This is a genomic window from Pseudomonas azotoformans (assembly GCF_900103345.1).
GTDB lineage: Bacteria > Pseudomonadota > Gammaproteobacteria > Pseudomonadales > Pseudomonadaceae > Aquipseudomonas > Aquipseudomonas azotoformans.
This window is the reverse complement of record NZ_LT629702.1, coordinates 823139-848453: the sequence shown is the minus strand read 5'-3', so window position 1 is coordinate 848453 and position 25315 is coordinate 823139. Positions and strand designations below refer to the sequence as shown.

Here is a 25315-nt window from a genome sequence, read left to right as displayed (position 1 = left end):
GCGCCCAGGCTCCCCATGACACAGGCAACCGCTTTGCGCGTACAGGCCTTCACCACCGGTGATGTGGCCGCTCAATGCAGTGCGACACCCGGCTGGGTGCAGCAGTACCAGCAGATGTCCCCGGGGCATTTCGCCGGGCGCATCCGTTACCTCGACCTGCAAGGCGTGGAGGTGTACGAAGAGTGCATGAACACCCGCGTGGAGCAGCATTTCAATGCGCCAGCGGGCTCCCTGGCATTCTGTTTCGACGGTAGCGACAACGCGCTGTACCTGCTCAATGGCGAGAGCCGCAACACCTGGATCACCCCGGAAAACTACCGTGAAGTGGCAGTGGTGTTCGGCCCGCAGTTCGTGCAGCGCCATGGCTTGGAGGTGGCGAAGCTGGAAGGTTTGTTCATGGCGCCGCTGACCGGCCAGCAGAACGCGTTGTTCGCCCGTTGGCTGAGTGGCACGCTGACACGCTTGCCCACGGTCAGCGACCCCGCCGCGCTCATCCAGCAACTGCTCGACGATTGCCTGTTCATCCTCGACAACGCCTGCGTGTGCCTGGACCGCAGTTCCTTGCAGCGCCGCAACGAAGAACGCCGGCTGATGGCACGCATCGGCGAATGGGCGGCGGACGCGCCGGACGAGACCGTCAACCTGCTGGAACTGGCGCAGATTGCCGGGGTGCCGTTGCGCCAATTGCAGCAGGGCTTCAAGACCTACACCGGGATGAGCCCGGCGCAGTGGTTGCGCTTGCGCAGGTTGAATGGGGCGCGGCGTGAGCTGCTCAATTCAACCGGGACCACCGTGGCCGAGGTGGCGATGAACTGGTCGTTCTGGCATTTGGGGCGGTTTTCCAATAGCTACCGGGCGTTGTTCAAGGAGTTGCCCAGCGAGACCCTCAAACACCGGCATGCCTCCTGTCAAAACGCCGCCCTTGCCTGTGATGACAGGCAAGGGCCATGGACGTCCCCCTAGTCCTCGGCGATATTCTTCGCCGCTAATGTCAACGCATCGATTTTCAAAAGTGGCAGGCGATTGGTGCCCGTACCAGAGAAAACCGTCAGCCCGAAAATGAAGCCCGCCGCCCTGTCCCTTACAGGTTGCGCCGTCTGGAACCACTGCTGGTTGGCGTTCCCCACTTGCGCAATGAACGGCGGATGCACCTCACCCGCCGTCAAGGTCGGCGCCAGCAAGCTCACGGGAATGACCGTTGGCGGCACATTGTTTTTGTCCCCGTCTGGCACCAGGTTGTAGGCGTAACTGCTCTGTAGGCCAAGCAGCACGGGGAGTGCCGTGTCCGCGCGCAGGGTCGGCGCCAGCAGCCCGGCAAAGAACCCGTCCAGCCACTGTGTAACGGTTTGAGGGTGAGGGGCTTGGCGGTCCAGGGCATAGCGTGGGATTTGCAGCAGCGGCACCATGGCATCCGCGAAACGTGAGACGGCTGACGCGAACTCGAAGGCCGGCGTGGTCTGCACCGCAGGGTCAGGCGCCAGATGACGGTTGCGCGTGACCTGGATCGATGCCCAGCCATTCTGCAAGGCGAACAGGTCCAGGTCGGCGAACTCCACCGCGCGCTCGGTAGTAAGCCGTGCAGTCTCATAAGGCAAGACCGCTGGCAGCGAAGGGTCCTTGGCATCCTTACGCAGTTCATAGCGCCACGTAACGGCGCCCGTGGCGGGGTCGAAGCTGACCTGTTCGGGGGCGTAGTTGTCCGGATCTATCAACACCTTCGCCGCCGGCAGAAAGTTGCTGGATGGCTGTTCATACTGCGTGAAGGCCTGTGGCAGGACCTGCACCTGCGCGGCTTCAGTCAGTCCATCTGGCACCAGGCGAATCTCGAAGGTGTACTCAACCTTGTAGTCCGCCGCCAATACTCGCGCGGCCATCGACTGGGATGCGGCCCATGCAGCAAACGCCTCGGCCACGCCCGAAACCACCGTATCCAGTGCGTCCACGGCGTCGCGGGCACGCTCGACATTCGGGTTGCCGACCACCGTTTTGCCGTCGATAGGACGCAAGAAAGTTTCGAGGTCTCGATTCACCGCAGGGTAGATGGCGACGAACTGTGCCAGGGCCATGTAAAGCTGCTCGGTAGGTGACGGTGTGCCCCGCAGCATTTGACCATCGGCATCGGAGTTGAACACCACATTGGCGATCACCGAATCCTGGGCGGCCTGCTGTTGAAGGTAGCTGAAACGGTAGGTCCAGCTTTTCAGCTCAGCGGGGGTGGCTGTCAAGGGGTCGACCACACTGGAACGGCCTGTCTGCGCCACCACGGTTGCGGGTACCGGCAGCGCGCGCAAGGCGACCGGGATGGCAAAGCGCGTGCCCGTCGCGGGCTTGATCGCTTCGCTATAAGGCCCGGTCAGGAAGGTCACCCAGCGCGACTGCTGGTAGTTCTCGATACCGGACACACCGTGGATATCATGCTCAACATGAGTGAGCGCGTACGCCAGGTCCAATTGAACGTAGGCTTCGCTCTCGGCCGACCGCGAATTCACCAGGAACGCCAGCGAACTGACGTCGGCCCCCGCAACCAGCGGAATCTTCGCCGTGGACAGCGCAAAGTTATCGTTGGACAGCGCACTGGTGTTGCCCAGATCCCCCGTCGGCTGCCCGAACAGTCGCGGCGCAATCACACCACTGGGCAGTGCCGGGCCGTATTGGGCGTTGGTCACGGGGAACACGGCTACGCAGGTGAGACTATTGGCATTGCTCAAGCGCCGCAGCAAGGCCTGCTCCAACTTGTCCACTGCTGCAGGCTTGAGGTCACCCGCCGATTGCTTGAGAACCGGGGTCGCCGTCGAGGCAATCGCACTGGCCAGCACTTTCTTGGACTGCAATAGCCGATAGAGATAACCGGCCTTGGGGTCCTTCGCCCCGCTGGGGTTCTCGCTCAGGCCCAGCAAACGGTCGAGCTGGAACATTGGCGTCGCATAGGTTGCACCCAGGGTGTCATCAATCGCGGCCAGGCACTCGGCCAGCCACACATTCGGGTCAGCATTCGTGAAGGTGGTGGGTATGGCCGTTCCCGCCGGATAAGGCTGGCCACTCTGGTATTGATCCACGTCCACTTGCAGGGTCTGCAGGCGGCTGGCGATGGGCAATGGCGCGAAATAACATGGGGCATTGCCGATCTGGAAACCGATCCCCTGAGGCGCGTTGCCAGTGCGCTTGGCCATGCGTACGGCCCAGACGGTCGGGGTACGTGCATCATTGGGTGTGGCGGGGTCTGCAGAACTGGTACCCAGGCGCATCTGCCAATCAGCCGTGACGAAGACTTTTTCGAAATCGACGGCGAATTGACGCAGAGCGATCGGGTACGCCGGGGCATCCACCGGGTTGTCATTATCCGGCGCAGTTTTATCCAGACTGGCGTCGACCGGTATCGTCGACACCACCGCCCTCCCGTCTCGCAGTGCCCGTAATGCAGGCGCCACCAAGTCGGCCTGGCGACTCAGGCGCAGGGCCAGGTCCAGACGAATGATGTCGCTGCCTCGGGTCAGGGTGCTGATGTCCACCGGTATTGACACGTCCGCTGGCTGCGGCGGCGTGGCAACGCTGCCAACCGCACGGGCAGCCAGGTAAACAACGGCTTGGTTGACGTAATCGAGAATCGCCCCCCGCGCGGCGTCAGGCAACGGCTGTTCAGGCGTTGCCAGCAGCGAGTTGACCAACGACATGGACACTGCCGGCCCTGCAAGCCCCTCGACCCCAAGCCCGTCATAGTTCTGGTTGAGCTGGAAGTAGATCAACCGGAATCGGGCCAGGTCTGCCTCGGCATTGCGCTGCCAGACCGGCAACACGTCACCGAAGCGGACCGTGTTGAGATAAGCCTTGGCATTCGTGGCCTTCGGTTCGTACGGTGTGTGATCGAACGCCAGCACAATGTTCAGCACCGGCGCACCGGCCGCGCCTTTGTAGCGGTAGCCACGGGTCGTACTCGGCCAGGCATCCAAAGGTATCAGCCGATCGCTGTACATGAGGGCCATAGGCACATTGCCAAAGGGCTGCGGATCGCCAACGGCAGGGTCACTGAACGGGCTGGGCGTCCGGTTGCCGAACAGGTCCTGCCAATCCACCTGCAACTGTACAAGCGTACCAATCCCCACGTAGGGATTACTTTCAGGGGCAGGCAAGCCGGGCAATGGCGACGTCGGTGCAGGATTGATCAAGGCCAACGCGCCAAACCCCAGGGCCTGGCTGTACAGATACGGGCTCTCTTCGGCGGCGGCGACAAACCCACTACCGCTTTTGCGCACCCTGCCCTGCGCCGGCGTTGTCGGCACATCTTTTGGCCCGAACGCCGCGCTCTCCACGCTGGGTTTGAAGAACCGTGTGGCAACGATGCGTGCCGAGAGCAGTTGATACAGCTGAAGCAAGGTGGCACGGGTGTACGCGTCAATTTCAGCCTGGGTGGGGTTTGCCCCCAGCGTAACCGGAGGCAAACCGCGCTCACGCTCCAGCGTCAGCGCTGCATTGGTCAGGCCCAGGTTGGGTGTGGCGTCCAGCGCGACCGGATTGATCGTCACGGTGGTCTGGGCGAACAGCCCACCGACCTCCCGTGCACCGAAGGCGAGCGCCGCAAGGTCTGCCTGGTAATACTCGGCCATTGTGGACAGGGTATTGCCTGGTCCATCCGCCCCGACCGTATAAGTGAACGGCGGAACCCTGAATACAGCCTGCGGCTCCACCGCGACGCCGAGGTTGAACTGTTTGATGGCATCGACAGTGACCGGTGGCGTCACACCGACCGAGTAGTAGGCGGCCATGGCCGCGATGGGGTCTTTACCGTTACCGACATCCCCAGGCAGCAGTTGATGATAGAGGCCCGAGACAGGGATCGACTTGCCAGGCACTAATGGCGCATCGGCGTTGCTGCCGGCCAGGCCGGCGATATCGATAGCGTAGGCATCGCTGATCCCGGCAATGCTGGCATCGGCGGCCAGCGCCAGACTGGCCGTTGGGGCGTCGACACCACAGAGCTGTACCACCGACGACTGCGGATCAATCGCCGCGGTGGTCAACAACGCGTTGATCCCGTTGAAGATCCGCTGCCCTTTGGCCAGCACCGCATCCCGGCGCAAGGTCACCACCAGGGTCAACGTGCCAATCCCACTCTCGTCGAACAATGCCGGCGGTAAACCGGTTCCCTCAGCCAGCAACTGATAGAACAAATAGCTGCCACCGGAATTGACCGTCGACAACTCCCACAGCAACTTGATGAACTCCGCGGGTGTGTTGGCAATGCCGCTGGGCGGTTCGGCCTTGGCAAATACGTCCACCTTCAGTGATTGTGGCGGGTTGGTCTCGGTCGACAGGTTCGATTGCACGATGAACGACAAGAACTCACTGTCGGCGCGACCGGTCAAACCGTTGGCACCGTTATTCACGTCGCCATACAGCAGGAACAACCCACTGGCGAGGTGCTCCCCCTCGCTCGCCATCGCCGTCAACCAACGCTCGAGCAGCACCGCCTGGGCGGGGTTGGGGCCGATGATCTCATAGGCGAACTTCGCCAGGGAACGTGCAGCCGAACCCGGGTTGCCGGGGCCGGGTGGCACCACGTCATTGGCGTTCGGCTGCTCGGGTGCAAGGTCCGCATCCTGGGCCAATTGCTTGATGCGAAATTCAATGCGGGTGGCAAATGTGCAGTCCTCGACATCACTGTAGGTCGTCAGAGAAGTGGCGGGATTGCTGATGCCGACGGACGCGGACAACACCGGCATATACGGCATGAGCGCCGAGGTGGACGCGATCCGGGAAGCCAGGGCAGCCTGTTTCGTTTCTATGGTCGTCAGCAAGGCGCTGGAAAGGTCGAACAGCAATGGCTTGACCTGGGGAGTGGCACTCGCATCACCCAACACCTTGCCCTGCGGCCGGCTCACGGCGACCAGATTGGCCATGTCCGACGTGAGCCAGGTCACTGCGTTGCCCACATTGTAGTGAGTCGGGGCCACCGTCATGAGCGGCTCTGCGATCAACTTCTCGACCTGCGGCCGGTAACCGTTCTGTTGCCCACAAGCCACGACCTTGCTGAGCAACGAGGTCTGCAGGTCAATATCGAAGGTCAGGCTCGCACCACTGCCCAGCGTGAACCAGGCGTGGGCCGGATCATCCGGACGCGTCAGCGTGACGGGGTAGGTCCCCGTACGGACCGCCAACGGGAACTGCTGGCCGGTCAACTGGTAGATACCATAACCGGCCTGGGCAGACGCCCAATGAGGCGCGCCGTAAAGGAACCCGTTGGCTGGAATATTCAAGCCTGGCGCCACCGGCAAACGCATACCGTGCAACATGTAGCGTGCCGCCGTCCCGGCCGTCTGGGCAAGCGTACCGGTAGCCAGAACCGCTTGCCACAGGCTGTCCTGGGGTAGAACCACCAACCCCGGTACGGCGAAACGCAGGCCTGCATCGACCTTGAACAGGCCTGGGAGTGCAAGATTGGCGGCCGTCAGGAAACTGTCCAGTGGTACTCGCAATGCATCAATGACCGACGCGATGGTATCGCCAGCGGCAGTCGTCACCACCACATGGGGAATGGTCAGCACCACCGAGGCACGCAGCAAGCCGACCATGCCGTACAGCGTCGACTCAGTCGCCAGTTGTTCGAGGGTGAGGCCGAAGGCCCTGGCGATGCTGTTGAAATCATCGCCGACTTGCGTGGTGTACTGCTCGGCCTTGCCACCGACGATTAACGTGATCAGCACTGGCGCCGCGATCAAGTTGCTTTGGGCCTGATTGGCGAGGATCAACGCCGCCGGGGTGGTACTGTCAGGCGTCAGCGGGTCTGCGTAGCGTGCCGCGATGGCGGCCAGGGTGTCCGCGGCTTGCACCATGTATGCGATGTTGGCGATATCGAGCTTGAGCCCTGTATTGAGCGGATAGTTCAAGTTAGCCTGCGCAAGCGGGGTCGCCTTCAACTGGCCGTCGAGCAAACCATTGGCCCAATCGAGGATGGATTGCAGGCTGGTGGTCGCAACCAATGGAAACGGATAATCGTCAAACCCATCGAGGGCGCTCTGCACCAGTTGGCGCGCCAGCAGGATGAAATAATCGCTGAACACAGAGGCGGCCAGCGGTTCACTGGCATCCAGCAGCGCCGTACGCGCACGAGGTGGTGCGGTTTCATCGCTGACGTGAGCGGCCACCGAATTGAACATTGCCCGCAGCTCCGCCTGGTAAGCGGGGGTTGCCGTGACGTAGTTGTCGTAGTTGACCGTGACCGAGGCACTGTCACTGTTGGGGTCCGGAACCTCCATGCTGAGGAAGCTGACCGCTGGAAAAATGGTTGATCCGGCGTCCAGTTCCGCCTGTCGCTGAGCCGTCAGGCTGGCTTGGGCCGCCGACACAGTCACGGAGAAGTTGGCGGCGAGGAAATCCAGCAGTTGCGTGGCGGTGAATGGCGCCTGGGCTGGATCGGACAATGCCTGCAAAATGCCTTCGAGCAGCGGCCGCGAGACATCGTTCGCGCCTGCCGAAGGCAACGCGAACAGGTTCGAACCGACTTTCGGAACCACACTCTCAATCAGCCAGGGCAGCAGTGCATGGCAGAGTTTGCCGAACGACGTCTGGTCGCCCACCCCGCCACCGTCGACCGTTGGTGCATCCATGGCAAACAGCAGCACCAGGGCGCCCTCCTGGCCGGCATACCCCGCGCCCTCGGCAGCCAGCACGGTGAACTGGGTGATGGCGGTAATCTCGATAGCCACCTTGTCGACACTGCGGTTACGCGACGTGAACAGTCGATGAGCCTGGGTGAAATCCAGTTGGAACGGTCGGGTTGTCACGCCATGCTCGTGCAAAGTACGAGGCAACGGCAGCGAACGTGATTCCGTCAGCGCCTTGCCTTGGGTGAAGGTCGGGGCGGCGAGCGTGTCCGAGCCATCCCAAGGTGCCTGGCTGTCGGAGCCGATGGTCAGTTGTTCGGTAATGCTGGCCGAGAACGACAGGCTGATCTTGATGGAGAACAGACCCAGATCGATCTTGATCGACACGCTGACGTTAACCGATGCCGATAATGTCAGCGGAATCTTGCGGAACGACTCATATTCGATCTTCAGGTAGACCACGACCGTCAAGTTGACATCGGCCTTGATGATGGCGAAATCAATCGAGCCATAAAGCTTGCCGATGATCCCGAACGTCCCGGCGATCTTGAAGTAATAGTCGCCCTGGACCTCATTGGCACTGCCGCTGTTGCCGATCTGGTAGGGGTGCCACGAGGCCAGTGTGCCTTCGATGATGCCGAACACCGTGATTGAGAAACCGGCCTTGAGAATCCCCTTGTCGATGTAGCGACCAATGCCCAACTGCGCACCGAAGCCAAAGACGATGACCGGATGGAATGTACCTCGGGTGGTCTTCGGCAAGTTGGGTGCCGTGGCATTGGACAGCTTGCCGAAATAAAAGCCCCCGGAGCCCAGGACCGGAACCCCGTAGATGATCGCCTGCACAGTAAAGGAGCGGGAAAAATCCATGTTGTAGGGGAAGCCGAAATCCACCAGGAAGTCGCCATTGGTATAGATTTGCAAGCCGATGACGGGCAACGTGACGGAAAATGCGCCGAAATCCAGGTTGCGCAGCACACTCGGCAAGGTGAACTCGATCTGGTAGCAACCGATATCATCGGTGACTTTCTTGTACAACACATCGATGGCCAGGCCTGCCAGCACTTTCATCTTGTCGCCGTTGAGCGCCAACCGCATGCCGTATAGATCCGGATCGTTGAACACCACCATGAAGTCGATGGCGTACTCCGCCGTATCGCCGATCCGCAACACCCCGAAATGCATCGCGCCCAACCAGTTGGAACTGCGACTGTAATAGGGCTGGCCGGGCGTTCTCTGGCCAGGGTCAAACGGCATACCCGGACCACTCGACGGCGGAACCGCCTCCAGGGCCTTGATCACGCCCTGGGTGGTCTTGAAGTCAGGTGCCCCCGCAATGGCAATACGTTGGCCCAGGGCCAGGAGCTTCAGATCGAAGTAGGCGTTGCCCTGCCCCGGCACCGTCGGCATGTCCTTGACATCCTGCCCACCCTGTTGTGGATTGAACAACGGCTGATCATTGAGCCCTGGCACCGTGGTTGAACCGTCAATGGCCAGCGTGACCTTGCCATCGGCCTGAAGAAACTGCAGGCCATTGATGGTGAGAAAGCCGAGATTGATCGGCGACGGCAAGGTGTACTTCGCCGTCACCCGGTTCTTGACGCCCGTGTTGAGGTCAATTTGAAGGGAAAACCCATTCAGCGAAATCGTATTGAGCACACTCCATGGGTCCGGCAAGGTGAAGTAAGGATCGCCCAACATGTCCATCAGTGCGGTGATCAGTGAGCCGACGGTCCAGCCCGTCAACGAAAATGCCACGACCTTTTTGCCAAAATCGTACTCGGCCCGAAAGCCCTTCCAACTCATCCACAAGGTACTGTTGCCCGCACCGGGCACGGCAGACGGAAACAACAGCGCGCCGTCAGGTGCCGTCGGCGCACCGAACCGGTAACCGATCTGGATCGCGCCAATAAAATCGATGTCGATGGTACCGATAGCGCTGCCTGCGAACTGCTCCCCGGCCTTGCGGTTACCGTCATAGTCCAGGCCGAGTTCGGCCAGGATATCCACCGGGATGTCCGGCGTCAGGTCGAACACCCAGCGGATGCGTGTCGATAGTGAATAAGCCGACTGGTTCGCCGGCTCGACAGCCAGGAAGCTATGCAAATCCAGGACTGCCGGGTGCGTCGGGGCACGCACCGGGCTGCGCCAGCCGTTGCGCGGATGGCGGCGATTCGGGGTGCGGGTATGGGGGCGACCGGCTTTAGCCCTGAGCAAGGACTTGGCAGTAACCGGGATACTCGCGTGAATCGCCAACGCTTCGACCGTCAGGGTTCCCGGCAGGAAATCGGGCAGGTTGTAGGCGAGGAAAAACTGCTCGATCACGTCCGACAGCACCAACGGCTGCGCCAACGCGGCATCCAGTGTCCAAACGGGCGTTTCAGCGGTACCGTCGTACACCACACTGACATCGGCGGCGAGCGGACCCACGATAATCTGCCCGACCATCGAGCCGGCATACACGCTTTTGCCGGGCTGGCCATCCGTGCGATTGGGCGTGTTGGCGGCCAGGTCAAACACCAGCCCCTCGATCTGGATCAACGGTTGCGGCTGACCGGAGGTATCTGTGTACTGTACGAACGGCACGCTGAGGGCGGCGTCCACCTGGAAGCCCAGGCCGTAGGATTTGCGACTTGGGCTGACCTTGACATAAATATCCGAAAAGTCGATGGCAACCCCTTCAGGCAAACCGATCGCTCCTCCGGTAATGCCATTGAGCACATCATCCAGGGACGCGCGACCTTCAAAGCTGCCGGCAAAATTCAGGTCCTGGTCGATGGTGACCTTGAACAGGCCCCCGGGCTTGCCGTCCTTGGTCTTGAACACCTCGGGAAACAGCTTGAAGGCCGCCATCAGCGAGCCATTGGTCTTGCGCTTTCTACTCTCCAGGGGATTGCTGATAAGCCAGGCCAGCGAAAACTCGTCCAACTGGAAGACCTGGTTGGAAGTGGGATCGGAAAACAGCACGATAGGCTGGCTCTGCACACTGCCAATGCGTGTGGACAGGCTGGTGATGGTCATCTTCGGTGCCAGTTGGCCAGAGATGGAAATGCCCTGCATCTGTACGCTCGCCAAGTACTCCTGCAGCACCGGCGGGATCAGGTTGAAGAAGCTTTCGCCCATCAGCTTGATCATCGCCGCCGGCGTGATGGGAGAACGGTCATCGAGGGCCAGCGCATTAAAGCGATAACGCTCGCCTGTCGGGCTGGCATCGGCCGATAGCGCCATGCCGACGGTGCTGCCATCGGCGCCATTCATCACCAGGTTGATGCCCAGGCCGTAGGACGACTGTTGGAAATACTGGGTTTTCGACGGTTCTCCCAACTCAGGGGAAGGCAGTTCACCTTCGGCGGTCGTGATCCTGAAGGTCAGGTGCGGATCGCTGACCTCTATGAAAAACAACGTCAAGTCGACCCCGGCGAGTGGCGCCCGCAGATTCATGTCCGGCAGCAGGATCGTCGCGTTGTCCACCTTGTCGAGCTCGATAGCGCCGCTGATCAGTACATTGGGTCCAACCGCCGGCAAACCGCTCAGTAACGGAAACAGCGCCGAAATAGCATCGGGAATCGAGGTCAGGCCATAGAGATTTTGCCCGGCGTCGAACATCAGCAACTGGGCATTCCAACCGAAGGGTTGGGGTGCGGAGGCAAAATAAAATCGCTGCTGGTCGAAGGCAATCAGCGTAAACGGCCAATTGTCCGGGCTCATCGCCGGGAACTGGTCCGAGAGCTGCCAGCCCGCGGGCACCACGTCGATCCCCAGCAGTGGCGTTTGCGCAGTGCCTGGGGTGCAATAGAGCGTGGCGCTGGTCGTATCGGCAGGCGCGTCGAGGAACGACAGCCCTACCCCCGTAATTTGGAAGCCCTGTTCATCGGCAGGGGTGACGGCGCCCCGGTCATAAGTGATCAATAGCCCTTCCTGCGTCAGCGGCAAACGGAATGCCGCGTTGATCAGGCTATTGAACCCTGACGGTGGCGCGACGCCTGCCATCATCCAAAAGTCGGCATTCACAGCAACCGGCCCGGCTGGGGCGGTCGCGAAGGCGTCACGCAGTTTCTGGACGGCTGGGTCTGTCACGGAACACCTCTCGGTACTTCAGGTTTTAGACGTCAAACAGGATTGGCACATGATCGCTGGTGGAGCGAATGCACCCATAGTTGCCCCATTGCCCGAACGAGGCCCGCCGAGGATCAGGCACAACCGGCGGCGGCGGAGGCGCAGGTGCCGGGATCACCAGAGGTGGTGCTTGATATTGATTGACTGTGCCCATTTGCATGCCGTAGCCGAAATAGCCGATGGGCATGTTGCCAACCCGTGCATGGTCGTCGTAGGGCGTGCCGACGACACTGTTGAGCATCGTGATGTGGGTGAGTGCCCCGCAAGGGTCAACGCCCCCCTGGACCGGGCCGAACCTGGCAAATATGTTATCGAGGCAGAAACTCTTCGGGTCGGTATAGCCATAGCCGGGATAGCAGTCCGCGTTGCTGCCCGTCCACCAATAAGTGGCCTCTGCGAGGGTTCTCATGTGGGTGGCAAAGAAACCACGGTAACCGGTGGGCGGACCTGGCACGGGGGGAGCGGGAGGGTCCGCCGGTTGCACAATACCGAGCTGGAAGCCGGTCGCTGCAAAGTCGGTATAGGCTTGGTCCTGAACCAGGTTGGGGTCCGTCAGATTGAAGTTGAAATCCCCCAGTACCAGCCGAACGTCATTCGTTGCCAAGACGGCTGGCCGGACCACCTCCGTGACGTTGGCGAGCTTGCCAAGGTAGGTGCGCGCACGATTGGGCCGCACCGGGCCGTGAATCGCGAACAGAGAAAAGGTGCGTCCGACTTGCGGCGGCTCAACGCCAAAATCCACCTCCGCCAGGGTTGCCAGACAAGGTGCCCGTTGAGGGCCGTCAAACACCACCGGTGCGCCTGCTGCATCACCACCGATGGTTTGGTAGTAGGTGTAGCCGGTCACCCGACTCGCCACACAAGACTCATTCATGCCGGCATTGGGCAGTCCATCGGGTATCGGGCGGTCCGGCAAGCACCCGTCATAGCCGTCGTAGGCCGGATTTTCGATAGGCGCTCCACCCGGGGCACGGGACGGCCCGACATTACCGCCGGGCCATAGCCAAGGCCCGGTAAAACAATAGCGACTGCTGTCGTAATAGATCGCGACACCCTCACAGCGCCCCGTCATCAGGGGTGGGATCAGCATCCAGGCCTCGTTATCGGTACTGGCCCTGATGTTCTCGAGAAGCAGGCGCACACCCGCCCCTGCGTTTCCGGTCACCAGGTCACCCGTGGCGGTATAGCCGCCCATGCCGACATTGACCTCTACCACGACGATGATGTCCGGGAATTCCTTGGGATCGTCACCTGGAGCCGTCGCATGCAGATTGTTCAGAATGAAGGTACTGCGATCTCCGGAAGCGGCACTGTTGGAAATATTGAAGGGGAGTAATACCCCGTCCATATCGGGATCGTCTATTTTCAACAGGTCGAACATCTCGATATTCCAGTACAAAATCCTGGTCATGACACATTCTCCGCACTGGCTTGGCCTTCATGCCCAAGCCTGGTTTCGTGCCCCTGGGGCACCACCTGTATGGCGCTCAGTTGGGTTTTCCGGTCCTCGACGTAGGCCGCATACCAGCCAAGGCTGCCGGTGCCGGCTGGATCGCCGAAGAGGAAAAAATTGATCGTAGCGCCGGGCGGCAATTTGACGATGCCCAGGAACGTCAACCCAACGTTGTTCAGACGCAAGGTGAACGAGTACTCCTCCCCGGTGACCTGCTCGCGTCGCAGCAACAGACTGTCGATCGACAACTTGAGCACGCCCTGAATAGAAAACAGCTTGGCGCCCGGTGCCGCACCCGGCAGTTGCAGCCCGGTAAAAACCGACGTCGTGGTGTCGCGTGAAAGCGAGGTCGGTGCCCACGCCAGGAGCATGCGCGAGCTGAACCCCGCCTGCGATACCAACCCGCCGGGAGACCCCATCGTGACGTTGTAGGTGACGCCAAACCAGGGGCCGGACAAGGCCTTCACCTTGGGTTCCACCCCCACCGGCAAGAAGCCGAAATCAATCGGACGCTTGTCTTCAGCGCCGACGATAAAGCCGTCGACCTGCAATGCCAGGTCCGTGAACAGACTGTGAGGGCGCGGCTGGCTGGCGCCCTGATCAAGCGCCAGTTTGTTGGCTTCGAACGCAAAGGTGACGGCGTTGGGCGCATCCACCGGCGAACTCATGGAGACATCCAGACCCGAGAAACTCAATCCGGCGGCGGCAGCCGTCGGCTCGCCAGCACCCTGTGCACCAAAGGACAGCAGGTCGATCTCGCGTGCCGCCTGGTCTTTGATTGCCACCGACAGCATCGCGAATTCCAGCGACCCGGACATCAGGAAGCGACTGCGTACAATCCCGTCGCCTCCCGGCTCGTCGCCACTGGACAACGTATTGAATACCACGCGTTGGAGCGCGACGCTGGGCAACACATTACTGTTGAGCAGAAAGCGCGTGGTTGCGTTCTGCTCAAACACATACACACCTGTTTCGCCTTGGCGCTGATAACTGCCCTTGAGCACCACGGCCTGCGCCGGTAGTTGACCCACGGCGCCATATGCCGAAACCACCGGTGACAGGAACAGTTGGTTGACCGTCAGTTGCACGTGGCTACGGAAGTCGACCAACGCGGCGTTGCGAAACAGGGTTTGCAGCTGTAGTACCTGGAAGCCAAACTCTGCGCTGCCCGCAATAGGCACAGGCATATCAGGGCTTCCTCCGGCCGCGACATTGGCCTTGTAGGCCGGCAGTTCATAGTCGATCAATCCGAACAGGCTGCTGGGTGTCTGCACGGTCACGCTGGTGCCGGAAACGTCTACGCGGCTGGCTGTCGCACCGAAATGGTGGGCACGAAACTGGGTGAAATCGATCCCCCCCACCAGGCCCTTGATCTGATCGGGGAACCCCGAGGGATCGACATCGGCGGCCAACACGATGAAGCCTTGCCAATCCGGGTCCTGCACGATCCTGGCAAAGTCCTGGTACAGGTCATTTCCATGGTCGGCCGCAGCGATGCCCGCCTCCAGATAACGCTGTAGATACGTCGACAACCCTGTGAGCGCCACCGAGGCGTTACCTGTATTGCCGGCCGACACTGAGAAAGTCCCCACGTCCACCCATTTGTTCGGGTTACGCAGCCGTTCCAGCAGTGTGCCGTCGCAATACTTCATGATCAGGATGTTGCTGTAGGAGGTACTGTTCAGCGAGTCGCCCACCGCCGCCGTCATCCGCCAGTCGGCAATCACTACATCGCGCTCGAAGGTGGCCGCATCAGCAGAAACCGGGGCCGATAAAACGGGTGCGCCGAGCTTGGTCGAGTTGACGACGACCGCCATCAGCTGGTTAGTCTGGAACAGGTTCTGCACCTCAGGTTTCAGCGCATTGAAGGCGAAATCCACACTGCCGGTAGCGGGCAGCTTGGCGATAGAACGCGCAACCACCACTCGGTGATAGAGGCTTTCCGGCGAGTCTTGCGAGGGCACTTCGACGTCGGCATACAGACCTTGCGGCGTCGTGGCCTGATGCGTGCTTGCTGAGACACCCGCGACCCTCAACCGACTGTTACGGGCGTTCTTCAACGCCGCCACGCGCGGCATGCCCAAAGCACCCAACCGGTCCTTGCGCACCGAGGAGAGAATCTGGCTCTCAAAAGCGGCAAGGTTTTCAATCGGTGTCGTGCCAATGCCCGCGTAAGGTACCAATGGCAACAACACCAGCGCGCCCGCGGCGTCACATTGTGAAATGGGCGAAGGTGTCGGCAACGGCGCCAGCAATGCCAGGCTACCGCTGCTCGCCCCGCAAGCCGGTGCATACAACGGGCTGCCTTCGGGTTGCGCCAGGTAGCAGGCGTGCCCCTCGGCGCCATTCAATACGGCTGCCCAGGCCGTGACATAAGTACTGTCCAGGCGTGGCTTGGGCTTACCGATATCCGGCGCATTCATGTTGGCCGGTGCGTAGGGAAAGACCGGTGCGTTGGCCGCTTGTCCGGGCACAAAACGCAAGCGATCGAAGGGCTGCGCCGACTGCCACGGCGTCATCAACACCCGCTCGCTGCCATACAGCCCGGGCATGAACTGCAACGCCGATTCACTGCTCACCGGGTTGGCCTCGGCCATGGCGTAGTCACCGGCCAAGGTCATGTACACCGCGTCCACAGGCGCCCCGGCGGGTGTCTTGGGCTGCAGCACCAAGGCGCTGCACCAGGCTGACGGTTGCCCATCAGCGTCCAGCCCATTCAGGGGAATCAGCACGATGGGCCGACCGGTCGGGGTGCGATACCAACTCGGCAATGCATCGGCGCCGGTCAATGCAAACTGGGTACGCAGGATACCGGGGGGCAACGCCACGGTCTGGCTGTTGAACAGGTTGAGCGGGTCGACCGTGCCGGTATACGACAACGTGGCCTTGGCAGGCCCGGAAACAATCACCGGATAGACCTGCCGTTTCAGGCCGTCGGTCGCACGGTGGAGGTAGTGAAAGCCGGTTTCGAAGCCATTGAGCGTGTTGTGTTCGCCGGAGCGCAAAAGCGTTCCCGCAACAATAAAAGCCCCCGCGTAAGCGCCCACGAATGGCAGGTACGAATCGCCGTCCACCGAAGGCGTACTGGCCGCGCCTTCCATAAGGAAATCGATTTGGCCAGCACCATTGGCGCGAAACACCAGACCTCGCGCATCGACGCCAAGTACCGTCTGGGCCGGCACGGAAAAGGTCAACTGGCCAGCGTGCAGGTTGAAATCGCTGGCCGTAGAGACGGTGCCGCCACCGCCCTGGGAAAAGGTAATCGCACACTGAGCGGGATCGTCGCCAAATACCGGCCCGTTGGCATCCGGCAGCCACAGACAGGCATAACCCAGGAATGGGTCATTGAAGTTGTCCGCCAGCCACGCCTTGATCTTCAAGGCATAGTCAGTCGCCGCCTGTTCGTCAGCGAAGGTCGGCGCCGAGGGCGCGAACAGATAATAACCACTGGTAAAACTCGCTTCGAACGACAGGCTCGGCGGCGGGTCAGCACCTTGCCAGACAAAGCCGACCCACCCCACAGCCCCCGAAAACGCGTCGAGTTCATAGAGTGAACTTGCGAAATACCGATTGAAAAACGGCGCGTTGGTGTTCATCACAAGATCCTGGTTCTGGGCAACGCATTCAGGCGCCCGGCAATTGCCAGTTGGCGACCGACGAAGAGACTTGCGTTGGCGGGGTGGTGGATGAAGAAAATGTCGCCTGTAGCCATAACCAGCCGGTGCTGATCGTTGTGGGGATGAACAGGGAGACCTGTGCGGCGGGCAATATCTTGATGTCGCCCGACTCGATCGCATCGGGGAAAATCTGCAACGGCGCAAATTGCGTGGCTTCGGTCTGCGTCATCAAGGTGGAACCTGCGTAGAAGGCAAAGCCGGCGATATTCGCCGCCGCCCCCCGCACGGTTGTCAACGTGCTCAGTTCGCTGGTCAACATCACTCGATACTCGCCCACCACGGGCTCTATCGTGGCCGGCCAGTCGCACACCATGCCCCGTAGCGGGTAAGCGGTTGCGGCCTGAGTAGCGATGACATCCGCCGTCACCGAAGCGTAGCCTTGGGTGCCTTGCAAATTCAGCGTCAGGGTGCCCTTGGCAGTGCTGTCGGCCAAGGCAATGTCCAAGGTCAGCACCGGCTCGAGAAAACACAGCAACTGTTTGGCCAACAACGTGCCCAGCAGCGTGGCGCCGACCACCGCCTGCCCCCGGGAAGCATCGGCCTGGACGCTGATGGACAGCGGCCCGACCTGGACGTGGACGGGAGGCACATCGGTAAACAGTTTGAGTATTTCTTCGGAACCCAGGGGTTTGCTGATCACTGCGGACGCTGGCAGAAGTATCGGTGAAGACCCCTCTGGCGGAGGTAAGGCAGGCATATGCAGGTCTCCCTGACCGTGAAGCGGCAGCACGCATCGCGTCTCTCCCTGTCATCCTTGACTCATGGGGCTAACAGCGTGAACCCACTGCCGACACACGGCCATGACGGCCGTGCCCGACAGTTCTGGATCAGGAACTAAGTGGCCACTGCGCCACCTGCGCATTGAAGGGAATGCCGCCTGGGTTGTTCGGTGTGATCAACGTCAAAGCCGCCGTCATGCTGCCCGGTTGAGTCACGGTCGGAATTTGCAGGGTGAATGTGCCGCCAGCCTTGATGGTCACCGACCCAATGATCAGATTGGACCCGATAGTCGCGGTCGGTTCAGCCTGGGTCATCGTCGCGTTCCACACCTGCTGGCTGCCATTCATGATCGTGACCGTCGCATTCTGACGAGCATCGCCGCTCACCTCCGTGACGATGCTGATCGTCGAGGTCAAGACGTAGGTGATTTTCAGATTGGCCGCGGCAAAGGCGGCGACGGAGAATTCGTCCAGCTTTTGATGAGAAGTCATTGCAGTTCCTTTTGCGAGCAGAGTGAGTGAAAAGAAAAAGACATGCTCCGAGGTTTGACCATCGCTTAGCGATCAGCAAATGGCTGGTAGCTCCGTCCTCTGCGACATCCTTTTCTGACGAGGAAACGCTCCTCGAGCCGAGAGACTAGACCCCCATGGGAAATCCACAAGCCGCAGACGTGGATTGAATTCGCATCAAAAGCTATGTTTTTATTTCCTTTATTGGCATCAAATAGCCACCACCTTTCAGACTTGTAAAAACTGGCCGATATGCCTAGCTTATGCGCCCCCCCGCCCGCGCTTTAAGGCCCTGCCCCCATGGTTTTGCGTTTTCGTCCCATCGTCACCTCACGTCTCGCCCTCGGTTTGCTGATCAGCGGCGGCATCGGTCACACCCTGGCGGCGGACCTTGAACTGCCGGCAGTGAAGGTCCAGGGCCAGGATGAATCCGGCTACCGCAGCGAAACCGCTTCGGTGGGCGGCTTCGATGAGGCAGCGCTGCTCGACACCCCGGCCTCGATCACCGTGATCAACGCCGCACTGATCAAGGACCAGCAAGCGCGCCTGCTCAGTGAAGTGCTGCGCAACGATGCCTCGGTGGGCGACAGCTATGCGCCCATCGGTTACTACGAGAACTTCGTGGTGCGCGGTTTTTCGCTGAATGCGGCGAGCAGCTACAAGATCAACGGGCGCACCATCACCGGCGAGCAGAATGTCGCGCTGGAGAACAAGCAGCAGGTCGAAGTGCTCAAGGGCCTGGCCGGCCTGCAAAGCGGGATTTCCGAGCCCAGCGGTGTGATCAACTACGTGACCAAGCGCCCGGAAGACGTGCGCTCGGTGACCGTCTCCACCGACGATCGTGGCAGCGGTTACGTCGCCACCGACGTCGGCGGCTGGTTCGGCAGCGAGCAACAATTCGGCCTGCGCGCCAACGTGGCCCACGAAGACCTTAACTCCTACGTGGAACACGCCAACGGCCAGCGCGATTTCGTGTCCCTGGCCTTCGACTGGAACATCAGCCCCGACGCCGTGTTGCAACTGGACGCCGAATACCAGAACAAGCAGCAACGCTCGGTGCCGGGCTACCAGTTGCTGGGCGGCACCGAGGTGCCACACGGTGCCTCGCCGAAAAAACTGCTGGGGCATCAGAGCGGGTCCAGGCAGGTGGGCATTGATTCGCTGAACCTCAACGGCAAGTTTGAATACCGTTTCAGCGACCAGTGGAAAGGCAGCGTCAGTGCGGCGCGCAGCAAGGTGGTGATCGACGATTACAGCTCGTTTGCCTATGGTTGCTTCTATGTGACCGATTGCGGCACCGCCTTCTTCAGCCCCACCGGCGACTACGACGTCTACGACTACCGCAGCCCCGACGACACCCGCCGCGACGACGAAGTGCAGGCCGCCATGACCGGGCTGTTCAACACGGGCAGCCTGGGCCATGAACTGACGTTTGGCACCAGCGCCTTTCGCCGGGTAGTCGACAAGCGCAAGTCGGTCAACGAATACATCGGCAGCACCAACATTAACGCCGACGCTCCAACCTTCACCCCCACCGACAAGCCGCTGAACGACAGCCATCGTAACCTCGACAGTCGCCAGTACGGCCTGTTCGTCACCGACCGCATCCGCCTCAACGAGCAATGGCAAACCATCCTCGGTGGCCGCGAAGTGCGCCTGGACGAAAAAGCCTTCGACGGCACCTCTGGCGACCAGGTACGCCACACCCAGCAATACGTGTTCCTGCCCCAGGCCTCGTTGATCTACAAGCCGGTCGAAAATATCTCGCTCTACACCAGCTACAGCAAAGGCCTTTCCCTGGGCGGTCAGGCGCCGTGGACCACCAGAAACGCCGACGAAACCCTCGCCCCCACCACCTCACGCCAAATCGAAGCCGGGGTGAAATACGACTGGCGCCGCATCAGCTTCGCCGCCGCCGTGTTCCAGACCCGCCAGGCCTACCAGTACGCCAAGCCGGATGGCACTGGCCAATTCGACTACGTGCAACAGGGCGAGCAAAAGAACACCGGGCTGGAACTGTCGGCCAACGGCTGGGCCACCGAGCGCCTGCAGATCGCAACCAGCGTCGCGGCGATTCGCGCACGGGTCACCGGCAGCGGCACGCCGGACTACGAAGGCCACCAGGCGATCAACGTGCCCAAGCTGCGCGCCAGTGTGTATGCCGATTATGCGTTGCCGTGGGTGAACGGCCTGGCGGTATTGGGCGGCGTGCAATACAGCGCCAAGAAGTACGCCAACCGCAGCGGCAATGTGGAAGTGGGGGACTACGCGGTGGTGAATGTGGGCAGCCGCTACACCACCCGAGTGGACGGCTATGAAACGGTGTTCCGCCTGAGCGTCGACAACCTGTTCGACAAGCGCTACTGGCGCGACGCGGGCGAGTACATGGGCGATGACTACCTGTTCCAGGGCGCGCCAATGACGGCGCGCCTGAGTGCTTCGGTCAACTTCTGAAGCCCCGCGCCGCCGCTAGCCACAATGCCACCAGGCCGCAGGTCAACAGGCTCCAGCCCAGGTCCTGTGCCCAGGCGACCAGGGTAAGCCCAGCGCCAATCACCAGGTAATAGAGCAAGCCAAATACCGCAGCGGCGGTGCCCAGGCGGTCCTGATAAGCCACCAGCGCGACCCCCAGTACATTGGGGATCGCCATGCCAAATGCCAGCACTACCAGCAGCATAGGCCATACGAACAGCCAACTGTGCTGCAGCATCAGAACTGACAGGCCGCCCAGCAGTGCCAGCCCGGCGGCGGCCAACACCAACTGATCGCCATTCAGGCCACGCTTGAGCAAGGCTTTGTTCAGCCACGCCCCGAGTGCTGATCCAAGCGCCAGCAACACACCGCTGTAGCCGAATTCGGCAGCGGAAAAACCCAGCCGCGCGAAGATAAACGGCCCCACGCTGTAGTAGCCAAACAGCGCAATATTGAACGCCGCCACCAGGCCAACGGAACGCCATACCCCGGCGTCCCTGAGCATCAAGCCCACGGTCTCGCCCAGCGGTGACCTCGGCAAGAACGCTGGCCGCGTCTCGGGCAAGGCCCACAGGCAAGCGCTCCACAATATCGCTGCCATCAGCAGCAAGCCCGCGAGCACGCCACGATAGCCGAAGGCCTGGACCAACGTCGCACCAGTGAACAGGCCAATTGCCGGGCTGGCGGCCAAGGCAATGCCCATTATGGAAAACACCTGGGCCAACTGCGCGCCCTGGAAGCGGTCGCGCAACAGCGTCTGCGTGGCTACCGAACCGACTGCCGCACCAAAGGCCGCGATGGCCTGGGCCAACAACAAGCCGTTGAAGGTGCTCACACTCAAGGCCAGCAGCATGGCGGCGACATACAACCCCAGCCCGGCCAACATCACCGGGCGCCGACCCCAGCCATCACACAACCGGCCCCACACCACCACGCCGAATGCAAACGCCAGGGAGTATACCGACAGGGCCTGCCCGGCCCGTTCAGGACCGACTGCGAAAGCCTCGCCGATATTACCCAGCGCCGGGCTGTAGAGGGTTTGGGCCAGTTGCGGGAACATCAGCAGCGCCACGGCCAGCACCAGCAAGTATTTAGATGACATGGAAAGATCCTTCACGAGAACACAGCGTGAGGATTCTAAGCAGCGCGGCCTGGGGTATTATCCAGACTTTGACAAATTACCCATGAAATCGGACAAACCATGGCCTGGCTCGCTGCCGACGCATCCTTCGACCCGGACCAGTACCCGGCGCCCGTCATTGGCATTGCCGCCCTGCTCGGCGACCACGACTCCGGCCTGCACCAGCACCAGCGCGGTCAACTGCTGTTTACCCAGCAAGGCTGCACCCGCATTACCCTGGACAACCAACTGTGTCTGCTGCCACCGACCCGGGCGGCATGGATACCTTGCGGCGTGTATCACCGGGCGATGATGAGCAAGACCGTCGATTACCGCTCGCTGTATGTAAGCCCGGCGGTCGCAGCACAGTTGCCGACACAGGTGCGGGTGATCGAAGTGAGCGGCTTGTTGCGGGCCGTGTTGGAACCGATGGCCATGGCCCCTTTCGAGACCCATTGGCACACAGGCCGATATGCCCATTTGTTGGCGTTGTGCCTGGAAGAAATTCAGGCCGCGGCCGAGCAACCGCTGCTCCTGCCATTGCCACGGGACAAGCGTCTGGCGCCATTGCTGGCCAATCTGGAGCGATTGCCGCCCACGCTGCAAGACCTGGAAAAGCAGATCGGCGCAAGCGCCAAGACCATCGGCCGGATCTTCCTGCGAGAAACCGGCCTGGGGTATCAGCAATGGCGCCAGCAGTGGCGCTTGATGCGCGTCATCGAGTTGCTCGCCACCGGGCGCAGCCTCGGTTACTGCGCCTTTGAACTGGGGTTTGCCAGCGACAGCGCGTTGATCGCCTTCTTCAAGGGCATGACCGGCACCACGCCACGCGGCTATTTCAAATCAGGTTGAGACCTTATTTGGGCATCTTGCGGAAACCCACGGCCAGGCGGTTCCAGCTGTTGATGGTGGCGATCGCCACACTCAGATCGACCTGCTCCTTGGGGCTGAACTCGGCGGCCAGTGCGTTGAAGTCTTCATCCGGCGCGTGGGTATGGCTGATCAGGGTCAGGCTTTCGGCCCAGGCCAGTGCGGCGCGTTCACGCGGGGTGAAGAACGGCGTTTCGCGCCAGGCCGACACGGTGTACAGGCGGCGTTCGGTCTCGCCGCCTTTGCGGGCGTCGGCGGTGTGCATGTCGAGGCAGAAGGCACAGCCGTTGATCTGCGAGACGCGCAGGCGTATCAGTTCCAGCAACGGTAGTTCGATGGACAGTTTGCCGACGGCGGCTTCCAGCGCGAGCATGGCTTTCATGGCGTCTGGGGAGGCGGTGTAGAAATCGGTACGGGGTTGCATGGTGATGCTCCAAGGCGGTGGGGATTGATGGCTAGGTTAGTCATCGGGCCTTGGGGGAGGAATAGCCAATTTGGGGTAAGAGTGGGTGACCAATTTTTGGGGGCTGGGGTTGAGTACATATCCGTTATTTCGGTAACGGCGGTTTATGGTTCCGCCCTTACGGCGGGTCACTTTCGAAAAGCCGGAATGCCGGCCCAGTCGAAAGTAACCAAAGCGCTCTTGCCCCAACACTCGGCACCTCGCTTAGGCTCGGTGTGCCCGTAATCCGACAGTGATTTGGGGGGCCGCCTAAGATCAAAAGCCAGAGCCAGAGCAAACCACCCTTCAACTGATACATGAAGATCAAACTGTGGGAGGGGGCTTGCCCCCGATGGCGGTGTGTCAGCCAACTCATCAGTGACTGACCCACTGCCATCGGGGGCAAGCCCCCTCCCACACTTTGACCGAGTACCGGCCATACAATCCGGTCGGCTCTAAGGCCGCCGCGCTCTTGCTTTTGATCTGGGATCGCCCCGTCAAACACGCTGGCCGAACGCAGGCTTGAATTCGTGGGTAACCCGGCAGGACGCCGGGTTAGCCGTCCTGGGCCAGGGATGGCCCATGACGGCGGCCCACGGATTCAAGCCGGAGTGAGGGCACACCGAGCCTAGGCGAGGTGCCGAGTGTTGGGGCGAGGACCTTTTGCTTACTTTTGGCTGGGCCGGCATTCCGGTCCTTCCAAAAGTGAGCCGCTGTAAGAGCGGAACCATAAGCCGCCGTTACCGAAGCAACGGATATGTACTCAGTCAAACCAGTCAAACCACCCGAGCCATATGCTCCCCAATCCTCCCCCTCAACCACCGCTCCGCCGGATCATTGTCATGCACCCCACTCCACACCATCGACAACTCCGCCGCATCAATCGCAAACGGCGGATCCTGCGCTCGTAAGGAAGTCCCCTCCGTCAACGCACACGCCGCATAATCCGGCACCGTCGCAATAATCTGCGTACCGGCGAGCAACGCCCGCAACCCACTGAACTGCGGCACCGCCAACACCACCCGGCGCGTACGACCAATGCGCGCCAGGTCCAGGTCGATGTTGCCGCTCAAGTCCCCCGAAAACGACACCATCGCATGGGGCCGTTCGCAGTACTCTTCGAGGGTCAGCGGTTCAACGCCGTCATCCCCACGCAAGACCTTGCACGGAATATCCCGCAGTTTCTTGCGCTTGGCATTCGCCGGCAATTCCGTGGTGTAGCTCACCCCCACCGAAATCTCGCCGCTGGCCAGCAGCGATGACATCAACAGGTAATTGGCCCGACGCACCACCACGACAATACCCGGCGCCTCTTCGCGCAATTGACTGAGCAGCGGCGGAAACAGACCGAATTCGGCATCGTCGGAGAGGCCAATGCGGAACACCGCACAACTGGTGGAAGGGTCGAAATCCTTGGCACGGCTGACCGCGCCGGAAATGGTGTCCATGGCCGGTTGCAACTCCTTGAGTATCGCCACGGCGCGTGGCGTGGGCTCCATGCCCCGCCCGTTGCGCAGCAGCAACGGGTCGTCGAACAGATCGCGCAAACGTCCCAATGCCGCACTCACCGCCGGTTGGCCCATGAAGAGTTTTTCGGCGACCCGGGTCAGGTTCTTCTCGAACATCAACGCTTCGAAAATCACCAGCAGGTTCATGTCGACGCGGCGCAGGTCGTTGCGATTCATGCTGGTATCCAAACGGTTGGCAAGCTCACAGATAAACACGCCCAACGCTGGCTGCATTGCACACCTGTGCTGTCTTTTCCGGGTCGGCACCTGGCGAAATTAACAACGATTAACTCGTCAGCCGGACGGTCCGGCAACAAGATTGGCCACGTCTACACTGCATCCATCCACCGGGAACGCTCCCATCGACTGCGGATATTTGTCATGGCCCGACTCGATCAATACCCCCCTCGCTTGTCCGCCACCGGTGGCCTGTGCCCACGGCGCGAGCGCATCGCCAAGCAACTGATCCTGGCCAACCTTGGCGAAAGCCTGGCCATTGCCGACCTCGCCCAGGCCTGCGCGCTGTCGCGCAGCCATTTTTCCCGTGCGTTCAAGTGCACCACCGGGCTGTCGCCGCAGGAATGGATCCGCCAACAGCGCATCCAGCGGGCCAAGGAGCTGATCGCTCATTCATCCTTGAGCCTGACGCAAATCAGCCTGGAATGCGGCTTCTGCGACCAGGCGCATTTCTGTCATATGTTCACCCGTAGCGAAGGCGTCAACCCGATGACCTGGCGAAATCACCACTCTCGCCCTAAACCGCAAGTGATCGCGGCCTAGTGGTCCTGGCCTGCCTGGCCTATGCTGGCCGCTCATCCCGTTTCGAGCAT

Annotated in this window: 12 protein-coding genes; 4 read left to right on the top strand and 8 right to left on the bottom strand. The window is 61.1% G+C overall.

The annotated features are described in order from the left end of the window. The first annotated feature begins 15 nt into the window (after positions 1-15). A complete protein-coding gene (locus BLR69_RS03625; RefSeq protein WP_071496123.1) occupies positions 16-963 on the top strand; it encodes a helix-turn-helix domain-containing protein in 948 nt (315 codons plus the stop codon). Here BLR69_RS03625 and BLR69_RS03620 read toward each other — a convergent pair. The 5 genes from BLR69_RS03620 to BLR69_RS03600 form a co-directional block, all read right to left on the bottom strand. Next, positions 960-11675, bottom strand: coding sequence for a LysM peptidoglycan-binding domain-containing protein (locus BLR69_RS03620; RefSeq protein WP_071496124.1), 10716 nt, complete (start codon positions 11673-11675; stop codon positions 960-962). The two genes, BLR69_RS03625 and BLR69_RS03620, sit on opposite strands and share 4 nt — an antisense overlap. 25 nt (positions 11676-11700) lie before the next feature. Continuing rightward, complete coding sequence (locus BLR69_RS03615) at positions 11701-13125, bottom strand: hypothetical protein (RefSeq protein ID WP_071496125.1); 1425 nt, start codon at positions 13123-13125, stop codon at positions 11701-11703. Then, positions 13122-16763, bottom strand: coding sequence for a hypothetical protein (locus tag BLR69_RS03610; RefSeq protein ID WP_071496126.1), 3642 nt, complete (start codon positions 16761-16763; stop codon positions 13122-13124). The genes BLR69_RS03615 and BLR69_RS03610 overlap by 4 nt, the downstream gene beginning before the upstream one ends. A gap of 28 nt (positions 16764-16791) precedes the next feature. Further along, on the bottom strand, positions 16792-17541 hold the full coding sequence (locus BLR69_RS03605; protein WP_134434924.1) for a hypothetical protein: 750 nt from the start codon (positions 17539-17541) through the stop codon (positions 16792-16794). Between the two features lie 130 nt (positions 17542-17671). Then, on the bottom strand, positions 17672-18055 hold the full coding sequence (locus BLR69_RS03600) for a hypothetical protein (protein WP_071496128.1): 384 nt from the start codon (positions 18053-18055) through the stop codon (positions 17672-17674). Between the two features lie 318 nt (positions 18056-18373). On the opposite strand from BLR69_RS03600, the gene BLR69_RS03595 reads away from it, so the two are divergent. Next, on the top strand, positions 18374-20527 hold the full coding sequence (locus tag BLR69_RS03595) for a TonB-dependent siderophore receptor (protein WP_071496129.1): 2154 nt from the start codon (positions 18374-18376) through the stop codon (positions 20525-20527). Here BLR69_RS03595 and BLR69_RS03590 read toward each other — a convergent pair. Next, complete coding sequence (locus BLR69_RS03590; RefSeq protein ID WP_071496130.1) at positions 20517-21647, bottom strand: MFS transporter; 1131 nt, start codon at positions 21645-21647, stop codon at positions 20517-20519. The genes BLR69_RS03595 and BLR69_RS03590 overlap by 11 nt on opposite strands. Before the next feature lie 99 nt (positions 21648-21746). Here BLR69_RS03590 and BLR69_RS03585 point away from each other — a divergent pair, with 99 nt between their 5' ends. After that, the gene (locus BLR69_RS03585; RefSeq protein WP_071496131.1) at positions 21747-22517 is read left to right on the top strand and encodes an AraC family transcriptional regulator; all 771 of its coding nucleotides are present in this window, start codon (positions 21747-21749) and stop codon (positions 22515-22517) included. A 4-nt stretch (positions 22518-22521) separates the two neighbouring features. On the opposite strand, the gene BLR69_RS03580 is transcribed toward BLR69_RS03585, so the two are convergent. Next, complete coding sequence (locus BLR69_RS03580; RefSeq protein ID WP_071490085.1) at positions 22522-22959, bottom strand: carboxymuconolactone decarboxylase family protein; 438 nt, start codon at positions 22957-22959, stop codon at positions 22522-22524. A 794-nt stretch (positions 22960-23753) separates the two neighbouring features. After that, positions 23754-24662, bottom strand: a complete 909-nt coding sequence (locus BLR69_RS03570) for a LysR family transcriptional regulator (RefSeq protein WP_071495339.1) — start codon at positions 24660-24662, stop codon at positions 23754-23756. A 204-nt stretch (positions 24663-24866) separates the two neighbouring features. On the opposite strand from BLR69_RS03570, the gene BLR69_RS03565 reads away from it, so the two are divergent. Further along, positions 24867-25265: a helix-turn-helix domain-containing protein gene (locus tag BLR69_RS03565; RefSeq protein WP_071495221.1), complete on the top strand. Its 399-nt coding sequence runs from the start codon at positions 24867-24869 to the stop codon at positions 25263-25265. Positions 25266-25315: the final 50 nt, after the last annotated feature.